This window comes from Salibacter halophilus (assembly GCF_008806325.1).
Taxonomy (GTDB): Bacteria; Bacteroidota; Bacteroidia; order Flavobacteriales_G; family Salibacteraceae; genus Salibacter; species Salibacter halophilus.
In genome coordinates this window covers 1-15,240 of the sequence record NZ_WACR01000011.1, presented here as the reverse complement: position 1 = coordinate 15,240, position 15,240 = coordinate 1, and the positions used below count along the sequence as shown (strand labels likewise).

12 protein-coding genes are annotated in these 15,240 nt (G+C 38.9%); 6 read left to right on the top strand and 6 right to left on the bottom strand.

Annotated elements, in window-relative coordinates; translation table 11 throughout:
* Nucleotide 1 precedes the first annotated feature (1 nt).
* Entirely contained in the window at nucleotides 2–2,818 is a 2,817-nt protein-coding gene (gene carB, locus F3059_RS11990) for a carbamoyl-phosphate synthase large subunit (protein ID WP_151169589.1), read from the bottom strand.
* A 79-nt stretch (nucleotides 2,819–2,897) separates the two neighbouring features.
* On the opposite strand from carB, the gene F3059_RS11985 reads away from it, so the two are divergent.
* Nucleotides 2,898–3,716 carry an alpha/beta fold hydrolase gene (locus F3059_RS11985; protein WP_151169587.1) on the top strand — a complete coding sequence of 273 codons (819 nt, stop codon included), beginning with the start codon at nucleotides 2,898–2,900 and terminating at the stop codon, nucleotides 3,714–3,716.
* A 53-nt stretch (nucleotides 3,717–3,769) separates the two neighbouring features.
* Here the strand turns inward: F3059_RS11985 and rpmH are convergent, their stop codons facing one another.
* Nucleotides 3,770–3,928 carry a 50S ribosomal protein L34 gene (gene rpmH / locus F3059_RS11980; RefSeq protein ID WP_151169585.1) on the bottom strand — a complete coding sequence of 53 codons (159 nt, stop codon included), beginning with the start codon at nucleotides 3,926–3,928 and terminating at the stop codon, nucleotides 3,770–3,772.
* A gap of 153 nt (nucleotides 3,929–4,081) precedes the next feature.
* Between rpmH and F3059_RS11975 the strand changes: the two genes are divergently transcribed.
* Entirely contained in the window at nucleotides 4,082–5,893 is a 1,812-nt protein-coding gene (locus F3059_RS11975) for an ABC transporter ATP-binding protein (RefSeq protein WP_151169583.1), read from the top strand.
* Here F3059_RS11975 and rsmG read toward each other — a convergent pair.
* From rsmG to F3059_RS11960, 3 genes are read right to left on the bottom strand one after another with little or no spacing between them, the layout of a single operon-like run.
* On the bottom strand, nucleotides 5,890–6,519 hold the full coding sequence (gene rsmG / locus F3059_RS11970; RefSeq protein WP_151169581.1) for a 16S rRNA (guanine(527)-N(7))-methyltransferase RsmG: 630 nt from the start codon (nucleotides 6,517–6,519) through the stop codon (nucleotides 5,890–5,892). The genes F3059_RS11975 and rsmG overlap by 4 nt on opposite strands.
* Before the next feature lie 17 nt (nucleotides 6,520–6,536).
* Complete coding sequence (locus F3059_RS11965) at nucleotides 6,537–7,145, bottom strand: RNA polymerase sigma factor (RefSeq protein WP_151169579.1); 609 nt, start codon at nucleotides 7,143–7,145, stop codon at nucleotides 6,537–6,539.
* Nucleotides 7,127–8,329, bottom strand: coding sequence for a glycosyltransferase (locus tag F3059_RS11960; protein WP_170265171.1), 1,203 nt, complete (start codon nucleotides 8,327–8,329; stop codon nucleotides 7,127–7,129). Before F3059_RS11960 ends, F3059_RS11965 begins: the two co-directional genes overlap by 19 nt.
* Nucleotides 8,330–8,331: 2 nt before the next feature.
* On the opposite strand from F3059_RS11960, the gene tgt reads away from it, so the two are divergent.
* The 4 genes from tgt to F3059_RS11940 all read left to right on the top strand — a co-directional run bounded on the left by tgt (nucleotide 8,332) and on the right by F3059_RS11940 (nucleotide 13,374).
* Nucleotides 8,332–9,462 carry a tRNA guanosine(34) transglycosylase Tgt gene (gene tgt / locus F3059_RS11955; RefSeq protein WP_151169575.1) on the top strand — a complete coding sequence of 377 codons (1,131 nt, stop codon included), beginning with the start codon at nucleotides 8,332–8,334 and terminating at the stop codon, nucleotides 9,460–9,462.
* A 116-nt stretch (nucleotides 9,463–9,578) separates the two neighbouring features.
* Entirely contained in the window at nucleotides 9,579–10,568 is a 990-nt protein-coding gene (locus tag F3059_RS11950) for an acetyl-CoA carboxylase carboxyltransferase subunit alpha (RefSeq protein ID WP_151169573.1), read from the top strand.
* A 15-nt stretch (nucleotides 10,569–10,583) separates the two neighbouring features.
* A complete protein-coding gene (gene dnaB / locus F3059_RS11945) occupies nucleotides 10,584–12,116 on the top strand; it encodes a replicative DNA helicase (RefSeq protein ID WP_151169571.1) in 1,533 nt (510 codons plus the stop codon).
* A complete protein-coding gene (locus F3059_RS11940; RefSeq protein WP_223274611.1) occupies nucleotides 12,067–13,374 on the top strand; it encodes an asparagine synthetase B in 1,308 nt (435 codons plus the stop codon). The genes dnaB and F3059_RS11940 overlap by 50 nt, the downstream gene beginning before the upstream one ends.
* Nucleotides 13,375–13,388: 14 nt before the next feature.
* Here the strand turns inward: F3059_RS11940 and F3059_RS11935 are convergent.
* Nucleotides 13,389–15,240, bottom strand: a 1,852-nt coding sequence (locus tag F3059_RS11935) for a putative porin (protein ID WP_223274610.1), incomplete at its 5' end; no start/stop codon positions are given.

The following is a 15,240-nucleotide window of genomic DNA, read 5'->3' as shown; positions in this document are numbered from 1 at the left end:
ATTATCTACTCAAATATAGGTTACGCTCAGCATACACCTTTTTGAAAAATGGATCTCTCAAGTGATTGATGAAACGTATTGCTTCACCGGTAGATTTCATTTCAGGACCTAATTCCTTATCAACATCAGGGAATTTATCAAATGAGAAGACTGGAATCTTAATCGCATAACCATCGAGTTTTGGATCGTAATCAAAGTCTTTCACTTTGTGTGTTCCCAACATTACCTTGGTTGCCCAGTTCACATAAGGTTGACCGTAAGATTTCGCAATAAAAGGTACTGTTCGTGAAGCTCTTGGGTTGGCTTCAATCACGTAAACTTTATTGTCCTTAATAGCGAACTGAATATTGATCAAACCTTTTGTTTCAAGGGCAACAGCAATCTTTTTGGTGTATTCTTTTATTTGATCGAGAACATCGTCATTCATATCAAATGAAGGCAGTACAGCATAAGAGTCACCTGAGTGAATTCCGGCTGGCTCTATGTGCTCCATTATTCCCATGATGAGCGTATCTTCCCCGTCACAAATCGCATCTGCTTCAGCTTCAATTGCTCCATCGAGGAAATGATCGAGCAGAATTTTATTATCCGGCAAGTCACGTAAAATATTCACTACGTGATGTTCCAGATCTTGCTCGTTGATCACGATTTTCATGCTTTGACCACCTAAAACATAGCTGGGTCTGACCAATAATGGAAAACCGATTTCACGAGACAACTCTATAGCCTCCTCGGCTGTGTCAACAGATCCATATTCTGGATAGGGAATTTCCAGCTTTTTAAGTAAGTCAGAAAACTCTCCTCTGTTTTCAGCCATATCAAGCGTTCTGTAGCTGGTACCTAAAATTTTAATACCGTATCGCTCGAGTTTTTCAGCGAGCTTGAGTGCTGTTTGTCCACCGAGCTGCACGATAACGCCTTCAGGATCTTCATGCTTAATGATGTCGTAAATATGCTCCCAAAAAACCGGCTCGAAATAAAGTTTATCAGCTGTATCGAAGTCTGTTGAAACAGTCTCCGGATTACAGTTGATCATGATTGTTTCATAATCTTCTTCTTTAGCAGCTAAAACACCGTGAACACAGCAATAATCGAACTCTATCCCCTGTCCAATTCGGTTAGGGCCGCTACCTAAAATCACAACTTTTTTACGATCACTTTTGGGTGATTCATTTTCTTCTTCAAAAGTTGAGTAATAATAAGGTGTTTCTGCAGGGAACTCTGCAGCACAAGTATCAACGAGTTTGTATACCCTGTTGATATTCATTTGAGTGCGCTTTTCGTGAAGCTCACTTTCTAGGCAACGCAATAAATGTGCTATTTGCCTATCCGCATAACCTTTTTGTTTTGCTTTGAGCAACAACTCTTTTGGTAACGAATCGAGGTGGTATTTTTCGATCTCGTTTTCAAGTGAAATCAACTCATCAATTTGATGTAAGAACCACTTATCGATCTTCGTAATATCATGAATCGTGCTAAAAGGAATTCCCAACTTCACGGCATCGTAAAGGTGAAAAAGTCGATTCCAAGAAGGATGTTTTAAGCTTTCTAAAATCCTGTCCTGATCGCGCCATTCCTTACCATCAGCTCCGAGTCCATTTCTGTTAATTTCAAGTGATTGACAAGCTTTTTGAAGCGCTTCCTGGAAGTTGCGGCCTATACCCATCACTTCACCAACAGACTTCATCTGCAAGCCAAGTTCACGGTCAGATCCTTTGAATTTATTGAAGTTCCACCTCGGAATTTTGACAATCACATAATCAAGAGTTGGCTCAAAATACGCTGATGTGGTTTTAGTAATTTGATTTTTCAATTCATCAAGCGTATAACCTAGTGCTAGCTTTGCAGCAATTTTAGCGATTGGATAACCTGTCGCTTTTGATGCAAGTGCAGATGAGCGAGAAACCCTTGGGTTAATTTCAATTGCGATAATATCTTCTTTTTCATCAGGAGAAACCGCAAACTGAACATTACAACCTCCTGAGAAATCACCAATAGCACGCATCATTTTGATCGCCATGTCACGCATGCGCTGATAAGTGGTATCAGATAGCGTCATTGCCGGGGCAACTGTAATCGAATCACCGGTATGAATCCCCATTGGGTCCATATTCTCGATAGAACAAATAATGATTACGTTATCATTTTTATCGCGTAGCAACTCCAACTCATACTCTTTCCACCCGAGTACCGCTTTATCAATCATCACTTCGTGAATTGGTGAAGCGTGAAGTCCGCGGTTGAGGAGTTTGTCAAATTGTTCCTGTGTGTGAACAAACGATGCTCCTGACCCTCCAAGCGTGTATGATGGCCTGATTACTAATGGAAACCCTAGTTCCTGTGCCATCTCTTTGCCTTCTAGAAATGATTTCACCGTACCGGAGGGCGCTACACCAACGCCTATATCGCTCATCAATTTCCTAAAAGCCTCGCGGTTTTCAGTAATCTCAATTGCATCGATATCAACACCAACCATTTTGACACCAAAATCTTTCCATAAACCGTGATCCTGGCACTCAATCGCGAGGTTCAAAGCTGTTTGCCCACCCATTGTTGGGAGCACGGCATCGATTTGGCGTTCTGAAAGAATGTGACGAATTGAATCAACTGTCAATGGAAGTAAGTAAACATTATCGGCTGTTACTGGATCAGTCATGATCGTTGCCGGATTCGAGTTAATAAGTGTAACTTCGATTCCTTCTTCTTTCAATGATCGAGCTGCTTGAGACCCTGAATAATCAAATTCACAGGCTTGACCAATAACAATTGGACCACTTCCAATAATAAGTACTGATTTGATTGAGTTATCTTTCGGCATGATGTCGCAATTTTGCGCTGGTGAAAATATTCCTGCAAATGTAAAATTTCAGGCTAAACTCATTGGTTAAAAAACAGGTATGAATCGGAATTTATTCACAACCAAACACGCTAAACTCGAGTATCACATCTACGGTTCGGGAAAAAAGCCCATGCTTGCATTTCACGGGTTTGGCAGACATGCTTCAGATTTTAAACCATTTGCCTCAAAAGTCGGAACCGATTATACTGTTTACGCTTTCAACCTTATTCACCACGGGAATAGCTCTTTTAAACAATCACGTAACGACTCAGCTCCTATCACAAAAAAGGAATTAGCAACCGCTGTTGAGTCTTTTATAAATGAATTGAATCTCTCTAAAATATCAGTTTGTGGGTACAGTCTTGGTGGAAAAATCGCTCTTTCTTCTGTTGAAATAATGTCTCACGTGATTGATGAAGTTTGGCTTTTTGCCCCTGATGGAGTGAAAGTCAACTTTTGGTACAACCTTGCCACAAATTCTATTTTAGGAAGAAAAACTTATCGGTACTTACTGGAAAGCCCACATGCTATTCAGAATCTTATGAATTTCTCCACAAAACTCAGGCTTGTTCACCCGAGGCTGAAAAAGTTCGCTGAACACAATTTAGGATCTGACCGTCAAAGAGAATTAGCTAAAACGGTGTGGCTCACTTACAGGAAGCTGAATCCGAATATGGATGAAGTAAAAAACACAATTATTGAAAAAGGAATACCGGTTTATCAGTATTATGGAAAATACGACAGGGTTATTCCGCCTGATATTGGAAGAGAATTCAGTAAGTCCATTGGTCAGAGCCAAAATTTCATCGAGTTAGAAAAAGGTCATGCCCTCCTTGGTGAAGACGTCATGAGTGACTTACCGATTTTGTACAAATAAAAAAAGCCCTTCCTGAAAACAGGAAAGGCTGAATTCTTTTACGTATCGTTCAATTAACGCTTGTGACGTGGTTCGCTGGAAACAGATACCTTCTTGCGACCCTTAGCTCTTCTACGAGAAAGAACTTTACGTCCGTTCTTTGAAGACATTCTTTCTCTGAATCCGTGCTTGTTCTTGCGCTTTCTATTTGATGGTTGAAATGTACGTTTCATATCTTCGAGCTATTGCTATTTCTTAAAGGACTGCAAATGTATTTTAATTTTTGGTTTTGAACAAAATTAAGATGCAATCATTTTTAAACTCCTTTACTCTTCCATGACAACGGAGTATTTGAAAGATTTACTTTTGCGCAAAATTCTATACTAGTGTTTGCACCTAAACGAAATAAGAAAGAAAAAGTCAAAGTTTCAAAACAAGCCTGGAAAAAGGCATTGCGACTTTTCGCCTATCTCAAACCTTACAGCGGTAAATTCAGCATCGGTTTAGTTTTCCTTCTCCTTTCCAGCCTGGCCTCTATGGTTTTCCCAGGGTTGGCCGGTAAACTAGTTGATGCGGGAACATCAACCGGATCTGAACAGGATTCTTTACTAAACCTCGATAACATAAATGATGTTGCTCTTGCCCTTTTCCTCATTTTTGGTTTAAACGCAATCTTTTCATTTTTCAGAATCTATATATTCAATGATGTCACGGAAAGGATGCTCGCAAAACTGAGGCAAGATACTTACAAGCACCTTCTCAAATTACCGATGAGCTTTTTCAATAGTCAGCGAGTTGGAGAATTGAATAGCCGTATTTCTGCAGACATTGCACTTTTACAGGAAGCGTTTACCACAGTTTTGGCAGAATTCATCCGCCAGATTATCATTATTGTAGTAGGCTTAGCACTGCTTATTTTCTATTCTTGGAAACTTACGCTCATCATGATGGCTACTTTACCGGTGATGATTGTCATCGCTATTTTCTTTGGTAAGTTCATTAAAAAGCTCTCAAAGAAAACGCAGGATAAAGTATCAGAATCAAATGTTATTGTTGAAGAGACGTTTACCGGCATCGCCAATGTGAAGTCTTTCGCTAATGAGTTTTTTGAAATTGCCCGTTACACGAAAAGTACAAATGAAATCAGGAAGATAGCGATGAAAGGTGCTACGTGGCGTGGCGGATTTGCCAGCTTCATCATTTTTGCGCTTTTCGGTTCAATCGTTTTGGTTATTTGGCAGGGTGTTTTGCTGAAAGAGGCCGGTGAAATTAAGATTGGTGAGCTGTTTTCATTCATTTTATACAGCGTTTTTGTTGGCGCATCATTTGGCGGAACTGCCGATTTATTTGCCCGTATTCAAAAGGCTGTTGGAGCCACTGAACATCTTTTCGATTTGATGGACGAAACAACTGAACCTCTCGATATTTCTCAAAAGGCCCAAAAGCTCGATGATTTTAAAGGAATAATAGAATTTAAAAATGTTTCGTTCCACTACCCTAGCAGAAAAAATCATGAGGTTCTCAAACATATTGATCTCAAGATCGATCACGGTCAGAACCTGGCGATAGTAGGCCCATCAGGAGCTGGTAAATCCACACTTATTCAGTTGGTTTTGCGCTTTTATGACGCTTCTGAAGGAAAATTACTCTTTGACGACAAGCCGGCTGAGGATTACAAACTCAACAATCTGCGTAATCAAATGGCGGTTGTGCCTCAGGAAGTTATCCTATTTGGTGGAACAATCAGAGAGAACATTGCTTACGGAGATCCCGAAGCTTCAGAAGAAGAAATTGTTGAAGCTGCTAAAAAGGCGAATGCTCTCGAATTTATTGAACGATTTGAAGAAGGTTTAGAAACTATTGTTGGCGAACGCGGTGTTCAACTATCTGGCGGACAAAGACAGAGAATAGCTATCGCCCGTGCGGTTCTGAAAAACCCTAAAATACTCATCCTTGATGAAGCTACATCTTCACTCGATTCAGAATCTGAAAAACTCGTTCAGGATGCTCTCGACAAATTGATGAAAGGCAGAACGAGTATTGTGATTGCTCATCGCCTGAGCACAATCAAAAATGCCGATGAAATTGTGGTTCTGAAAGATGGTGAAATCGTTGAAAAAGGAAATCACTCACAACTCATTAAAAAAGAAAATGGGGTTTATCAAAACTTGAATGAGTTGCAGCTTACTAATTCTTAAGGCTTAGCAACGTAAACTATTTTCTTGGTTTCAAAGAAGGATTCTTCAAAAAACTCTGAAAGTGGAACTTCCTCAACATCGAGGTGCATCTCTTCTACTTCATCTGTAAGATCACCTCCCTTGAGGCCGATAAATCCGTTAGGTAGGATATTGAATGATTCAGCAGATATCTTTTTATTGATCCAGCTCCACTGCGGTTTGAGTTTTGTAACCGCTCTACTTACCACAAAGTCGAACTTACCTTTTACCTTCTCAGCACGTTGATGATGAGCCGTTACATTTTCAAGACCTAACTCATCTTTAACGGCATTGACCACTTTTATTTTCTTACCAATACTATCGACTAGTGTAAACTGAACATCAGGAAACATAATTGCCAATGGGATTCCCGGGAAACCACCTCCAGTACCAATATCTAAAACTTTCGTTCCGGGTTGAAACTGAATAAAATTCGCTATCCCAAGCGAATGCAATACGTGACGCTCGTAAAGTTGATCAGTATCTTTTCTGGAAATAACATTGATCTGATCGTTCCAAAACAAGTAGAGCGACTCAAGTATTTGAAACCTAAGTCGCTCTTCATCATTTAACTCAAAATATTTTTCAATTAATTCTGCAACGTTCATGCCGCAAAAGTAATTGATTATATCGTGTGTCTTGAACCTACCATCATTTGATTAAGCATTCCTTTAGCACGGTGCAATCTTGCTTTAACTGTACCGAGCGGAATACCGAGTTGTTGAGCTATTTCCTCATATGATAACTCATTGAAATAACGCAACTCGATCAAACTGCGATAAGCATCTTTTAGTTTAGATACATAATTACGTACAATATCAATACGCTGGCTTTTTTCAAACTGTTGTTGAGGGGTTAAAGCAGAAGATTCAATTTGGATACTCATTTCTCCATCTTCATTTTTAATCACCTCGTCAATCGAAGTTGTATTGAGTTGCTTTTTACGCAAATAGTCAATTGTATGGTTAACAGTAACACGTTTTAACCACGTGCTAAATGCAAACCTGGGTTCGTAAGTATGCAATTGAGTAAATGCTTTAGTCAGAGCCTCTATAGCTAAATCTCGTGCAACTTCATCACGTTTAACTCTGGACAAAACTTCCATATATACATGGTGATAATACTTACTCATCAATTGATCGTAAGCCATTTCATCACCGTCTTTAGCTTTTTGTATAAGTTCCCAGTCTGCTCTTGCCTTCGTATTTAAATGCTTTACATCTTTCTTTTCCATGCTGTACTCCTATTCTTTAATTCTGTAGCTCCAATGTATCCATAAACAAATGGAGAAATTATATCGTATATAATTTTGTATGGAGCTAATTTCTTCATTTTTATAACACTACAACAAGTAATCCATTGTACTTGTTCTGTTAAATATCTCACAAAAAACAAAGGTAATACTAGTTCTATGTGAGTTTCAGTGATTAATAGCACAACAAATAGACCAAACACTATATATTGACTAAATGACAGACTTAAAAGCGTTAATTTAGTGTTAAAGCGATAATGAGGCGAAGTTGAGACGTGTCGCCTCTTTTGATTAATAAAATGTTTCAGGTTTCGTGCTGTTTTGGAAAAGGTGAAACCATCGGGATGTGTCACAACGGCAGTGTTTTTAGCATTAGCAGCTTCATTCACAAATAAGTCATCATCTCCTGATGACAGGTGCATATGTTTCGAAAATCCTTTTTTTCTGAAAAACAACCCCTTACGATAAGCAATATTTCGCCCAACACCCATGTAAGGCAATCCACACATTGCCAAAGTAGTGTATTGTAAAGCAATTTTGAGCGCATCCACTTCCATAAACCTGCCCCAAAAACTACCATTAGAAAGTAGTGGCGAAATACCTAGAGCAATTTGCTTTTCGGTCAGATCCAAACTCATCCTCTGCAACCAGGAATCAGAAGCCGGTTTACAGTCAGCATCAGTAAGCACAACCCTATCATACTTTGCTGCTTTCAATCCAATCGTTAGTGCGTATTTCTTTCCCCATTCACCTTTTCTATCGTCTTCAATTTTACACACCTTCAGGTGGTTTACCTGTCGTTCAAACTCTCTCAACACAAGAGCAGTATCATCATTTGATCTGTCGTTCACAACAACCACCTCGTAATTGGGGTGGTTTTGAGACAAAATAGCGGGTAAATTCTCCCTGAGGTTTGACTCCTCGTTTCGGGCAGCAATGACAACCGAGACAGGCTCTGACCGTAACGGTAAATCTTGTTTTTTTTCTTTCTTAACCCGAAAAATAAAACGCATTTGAACAAGCACCGTATAAAGCAGTTGCAGTACTATTAAGGCTGTAAAAACGAAAAATATAATTTGAAGATGTTTTTCTGTCATGGGTTTCAAAAGTAGGATAACCGCTGAATTGATGGAGAGAATTGTACTTTTGAGCGCCAATTTTTTCAAGCATGGATTTTACATTAAACAAAACTGATCCTAAATCAAATGCTCGTGCAGGTGAAATCACCACTGATCACGGCAAAATTCAGACACCCATTTTTATGCCCGTGGGCACTGTGGGATCAGTAAAAACAATTCATCAACGCGAATTAAAAGAAGACATTGAAAGCCAAATTATATTAGGCAATACGTACCATCTTTTTTTGAGACCGGGCCTCGATATCATTAAACAAGCTGGCGGATTGCAAAAATTCATTGGTTGGAATAAACCAATGCTTACTGACAGTGGCGGATATCAGGTTTATTCGCTTTCAAATCAGAGAAAAATCACTGAAGAAGGCGTCACTTTCAAATCTCATATTGATGGAACACGCCACTTCTTTTCACCTGAAAATGTCACTCTAATTCAGCGCACAATTGGAGCTGATATCATCATGGCATTTGACGAATGCACTCCTTATCCATGCGATTATGATTACGCCAAAAAGTCAATGCACATGACGCATAGATGGCTAAAAAGATGTCTTGATGAATTTCAACGGTCAGAGCCGGTTTACGACTACAATCAAGCTTTGTTCCCAATAGTTCAGGGAAGTACGTATGAAGACTTGAGAAAGCAATCTGCTGAGGAAATCGCCAGTCATGAAGCTGAAGGTAACGCCATTGGCGGACTATCTGTTGGTGAACCTGCTGAAGAAATGTACAAGATGACTGAGCTTGTTTGCGATATTTTACCGAAAGAAAAGCCCCGTTATCTGATGGGAGTTGGAACACCAGCAAATATCTTGGAAGGGATTGAAAGAGGCGTTGATATGTTTGATTGTGTTATGCCAACAAGGAATGCACGTCATGGACTACTCTTCACGTGGGATGGAATCATCAACATTAAAAATGAAAAATGGAAAAATGATTACACTCCGGTTGACCCTGCAGGTACGACTTATGTAGATCACGACTATTCTAAAGCATATTTACGCCATTTGATGAAAACAAAAGAGTACCTTGGAGCTCAAATTGCATCAGTGCACAACATTGGTTTTTACCTAAATTTGGTCAAAACCGCTCGAGAGAAAATCATGAGCGGTGAATATTCCGAATGGAAAAACAAAGTTGTTAAGAACTTAGAAAACCGATTGTAAAATTTAACTTGTAAAATAGGGTGCGAGTCAGTAGGTTCGCGACCTTATTTTTTTGAACTTGAAATTACGATCAAGCATTAATATTTATAACTTCGAGAATAAACAAATTGGTGCCTATGCCAACTTATCTTGATTTTGAAGAACCTATAAGAGAGCTCTACGAACAACTCGATAGAGCCAGGGACATTGAAGAAAAGAGTAAAGTCGATACTTCAAAAACCATTAAGGATTTAGAAAACAAAATCCTCGATACCAAAAAGGAAATCTACTCAGGATTAACTCCCTGGCAACGTGTTCAGGTGTCTCGTCATCCTGATAGACCTTACACACTTGATTACATTGAGCATATCACTGACGGAGATTTCATCGAACTTCACGGTGACAGAAATGTCAAAGATGACAAAGCGATTGTAGGTGGATTTGGTTCAATCAACGGAAAGACTTACATGTTCATCGGACATCAAAAAGGGATCAATACCAAGATGCGTCAGTACCGCAATTTTGGTATGGCAAACCCTGAAGGATACCGAAAAGCACTCAGGTTGATGAAGCTAGCAGAAAAATTCAACAAGCCCGTAATCACTTTCATCGATACTCCTGGTGCATATCCAGGTTTGGAGGCTGAAGAAAGAGGTCAGGGTGAAGCTATTGCGAGAAATCTTATGGAGATGACGCAACTTAAAGTTCCTGTTGTCTGTATAGTAATAGGTGAAGGTGCTTCAGGTGGAGCGCTTGGAATTGGCATCGGTGATAAAGTTCTTATGCTTGAAAATACTTGGTATTCGGTGATCTCACCGGAATCTTGTTCCTCAATCTTATGGAGAAGTTGGGAGCAAAAAGAAATTGCAGCGAATGCATTGAAACTTACCGCCAAGGACATGCTTAAAAATAAGCTCATTGACGGAATCATCAAGGAGCCTCCCGGAGGTGCTCACAGTGATAGAGAAACCATTTTCGGAAACGTAAAAAAGGAAATCAAAAAGCACATTAAGGCTCTTGAAAGCTCTTCATCTGAAGATAGAATAGAGCACAGAATTGAAAAATTCTGCTCAATGGGTGCATACAAAGAACCAGCTAAGAAAACGAAAACAACAGCTAAACAATAATCAGGAGTACAGGAAATGGCAGAAAGCTCAGCACAAAACCGCAAAAAAAAGATCGATACTTCATCTCTCCCGCAAGCCTTTGAGCCGGGAAAAATGCCACCACAGGCTGTCGATCTTGAAGAGGCTGTACTGGGTGCATTGATGCTTGAAAAGGAAGCTGTCAATGATGTTATTGATGTACTTTCTAAAGAGTCATTCTACAAAGAGGTTCACCAAAAGATTTATGGTGCAATTCTCACACTTTTTGCAGAGTCAAAGCCAATTGACATTTTAACTGTAACTGAACAGTTGAGAACAAATGGTGAACTGGAATTAGTAGGAGGGCCTTATTACATCTCACAGCTAACTAACAGAGTTGCTTCAGCTGCAAACATTGAGTTCCATGCTCGTATCATTTCCCAAAAGCACATTCAGCGTGAATTGATTCGTATTTCATCTGAAACGATCAAAGATGCTTACGATGAAACGACTGATGTTTTCGATCTTTTGGATAAAGCTGAGTCAAGCCTATTCAAGGTTGCTGAAGGTAATATCAGAAAGAATTACGATTCTATGACTGAGTTGATCCAGCAAGCAATTAAGCAAGTTGAAGATCTCAGTCATAAGACTGATGGTGTGAGTGGTATTCCAACCGGATTCCACGACCTTGATCGAGTAACCAGCGGCTTTCAACCATCAGATATGGTCGTACTTGCAGCTCGACCGGGTATGGGTAAAACAGCCTTTGTGCTATCGCTTGCAAGAAACACTGCTGTTGAGTTTAACCACCCTGTTGCAGTATTCTCACTTGAAATGTCCTCACTTCAGTTAGTTAACAGGTTAATTGCATCTGAAACGGAACTATCGGCTGAAAAACTCAAAAAAGGACAACTTCAAGATCATGAGTGGCAGCAGCTTCACGCTAAAATTGGTAAATTAGCTGATGCCCCTATTTTCATTGATGACACACCTGCTCTATCTGTTTTTGAATTGAGAGCAAAATGCAGAAGACTCAAAGCTCAGCATGATATCCAAATGGTCATCATTGACTACCTCCAGCTTATGACAGCAGGTGGAGAAAAAGGAAATCGTGAGCAAGAAATATCAACCATTTCACGTTCTGTAAAAAGTATTGCTAAAGAACTGAATGTTCCAATTATAGCACTATCTCAGTTGAGTCGTGCTGTTGAAACAAGAGGTGGTGACAAAAAACCACAACTTTCTGACCTTCGTGAATCAGGTGCAATTGAGCAGGATGCTGATATGGTAATGTTCATTTACAGACCAGAATATTACGGCATCACAACTGATGAAGCGGGCGAAAGTGTTGAAGGAATGGGTGAGATTATCATCGCAAAACACCGTAATGGTGCGCTCGAAAATATTCACCTGAAGTTCATTGCTAATCTGGCAAAATTCGCCAACTTAGAAACCAGTGATGAATTCCACTTCAACAGTGGCGAAATGCCAACATCTGACGAATTTGGCAATACAACACAAATCAGAAAAAGCCGAATGGATGATCTTGAAAACGATGACTACTCTTCAAACGAAAGCGCTCCTTTCTAAAACTGCGCTTTTATTTATTCTCTGCATTTTCTTTTTCGGTCAGATCCAGGCCAGAAAGATCCTCGTTCCTATGGACGAAGATTCACAAAAAAATCACCTTAAAGCTTACGGGATAGCTTATTGGGCTCTGACCAAGAATGCAAAAGTTGATTGGTTATTAAACTACAGAGGTGGAAGTTTTTTAATCGAATACTACAGCGAAATTGAAAGTGAATGCACAATTAGAGGCGTTTCGTATCAAACAATAGCCGATGCTCAAGCGCTATCAATTAAAGAGGAAATCAGCAATCCAGAAGCTAACATGGATGTGATGCGACTAGAAAAGGCTCCTAAGATTGCGGTCTATACTCCTAAAGGAAAACAACCCTGGGATGATGCAGTTACGCTGGTTCTGACCTACGCTGAAATTCCTTATGATAAAATCTACGACAAAGAAGTGATCAATGACAAACTTCCTGAATACGATTGGTTACACATGCACCATGAAGACTTCACCGGTCAGTACGGTAAATTTTATGCCAATTACCGAAATGCATCCTGGTACAAAAAACAAGTTGCCGATGCTGAAAAAGACGCAAAAGAACTCGGGTTCAGTAAAGTTTCGGAGCTAAAACTTCAGGTTGCCAAAAACATTCAGGAATACACAGCTGGCGGAGGCTTTCTGTTTTCAATGTGTTCAGGTACTGATTCGTATGACATAGCGCTTGCTGCAAGTAATGTAGATATCTGTGAATACATGTATGATGGCGATCCAGCTGATCCAAATGCTCAGGAAAAACTCAACTTTGATAATTCTTTTGCCTTTCACAACTACCAATTGAAGATGAATCCACTCGAGTACGAATACTCAACCATTGACGCCACGCGGGTACATAATAAAACACCAGAACAGCAGGATATTTTTTCACTTTTTGATTTCTCAGCTAAATGGGATCCGGTTCCTACAATGCTCTGTCAGAACCATACTAATGTCATCAAAGGATTCATGGGGCAAACAACAGCCTATCACAAATCGACAATCAAATCTGATGTTTTGATAATGGGAGAAACGAAAGCTCTCAAGACAGCTAAATATATTCATGGGAAATACGGTAAAGGCCAATGGACTTTTTATGGAGGTCACGATCCAGAGGATTATCAACACTTTGTTGGAGATCCACCTACAGACTTAGATCTTCACCCAAACTCTCCTGGATACCGCTTGATCTTAAACAACGTATTGTTTCCAGCTGCTAAAAAGAAAAAGAGAAAGACTTAAATTGTTTCTAGTTATCATCTGAAAAAAGTCCAGCTCAATCCAAACCTCAATGCCGATGGAGGTAAAGGATAACCATCTACAATATGCGGTGTTTTCTCATTTATGTCTGAATAAAAATTAGAAACACTCACAAAAATCTCCACATTTTGAACCGTGAAGTTTGCATAAACAATAGGGAACAAAAAGCCTCCTACATCTTCTGTTTCATCAGGTAAATAAACTGATCGGTAAAGAGGAGCATAACCATAACCAGTGTAGATTGCTTCTGAATACACTTTCAATCCTGTCTTGAGTCTTAAAGCATCTTTAAAAAAGTCATTCTCATAATACAAATCACCAGAAGCTCTCCATTCAGGAAAACGAATAGAGTTTTTAGATTCAACAACGAAATAATTTAAACTTGAAGTAAAACCTACAACACCCAAATCGATAGTCGGTTCAAATGATAATTTGTAATACTCTAAGTCGTCCTGTGAAATCTTTACATCAGAATCATAAAACAAATAATTATCAGTTCTATTGTATTCTGCACCAAGTCTGAACCATCTATTCTCCTCTATATAAGCTCCCACATTTAATGATCGAGGCTTTTCAAGATCAATATTTCGCCAACCAATCGAAGTGTTAGATTCAAACCATAAAAACTGGATAGAAGGCATTCTTTCTGTTAGCGAAGAATGAACACCAATATTCCAGTTATCTGAACTACCAAAGAAATAATTAACCTTTACTGATGATTCATAACCACCACTATTGAAACCCGTTAAAGTATATTCAGATCCAAGAGAAAGTATTAGATCATCTGATATATTTAAATTTCCATCAAAGAATAAGAATTGCCTATTAAGACTAGAATCATGAAAAGTTGATTTATAGTCATATTCAGATCCCCACAAACCAAAACCACCTTCCAAAACAAGTCCTCTACGCTTATAGCTTAAGCCCAGTTTATTTTCATAAGATCTGGATTTCAGTTCACTGGTCATCCAACCAATTTCTGATGATAAGTCATAGATTAAGACATGTGCAGAATCTGTATTATTATCAACAAACCTGTTCTTCCTTTGCCCTAAACTGGCAGAGTGCAAAAAACCAAAATGACCAGTTGAGTCATTTTTTAAAAAAGCATACTGTTGAATATTAAAATGTAAATCTCTATCATTCAAATATCCACTCTCAATTAAAGCATTATTATTAAGAGGATTACTTTCCAACTCACTAGTCCCTACAGTATCAGATTCAAATAGTCCACCGTTCTGTGAAACCTCAGAATTATCAATACCAAAATCAAAGAACAACAAGTAGCTACCTGATCTACTAAAGAAATTACCTCCCAAAGAAAAACTTGTATTTTTAGTAGATTGATTTGGAAAAACACCATCTGAACTAACATTTCTGTATCTAGCAGACAAATTAAAGCCGGGAGAAATATTTTGTGAGTGAAAAACCTCAATCCCTTGTTCCTCCTTTGGCCCTATCCAATAGTTAGCATGAGTTACAGGAGCTGTTACATTGAAATATTTTTGGTCAGATCCAAAACGATAATCAGAGAATAACGAAGAAAACATATCGTACCCTCTATCAAGATGGATCCTCTGAGAACCAAGGAAACTCAAAGAATTGAAAAAGTTAGAATTGAAACTAAATGAATAAGGATTGTGAAAATCAATCCTTTCCTTAAATGATGAAATAGAGTCCACATTAGAAGTATCAAGCCTAAACTTAACACCCTCCCAAACAACTACACGAGGATCTTTTGTTTCTTCTTCCAAATCGATTTGTCCAAAAACCGATTGAAAAAAAACTAATAAAGATATAGTGACAATCCATTTCATGATTGGACAAAAATAAAAAACCCTTAAAGCG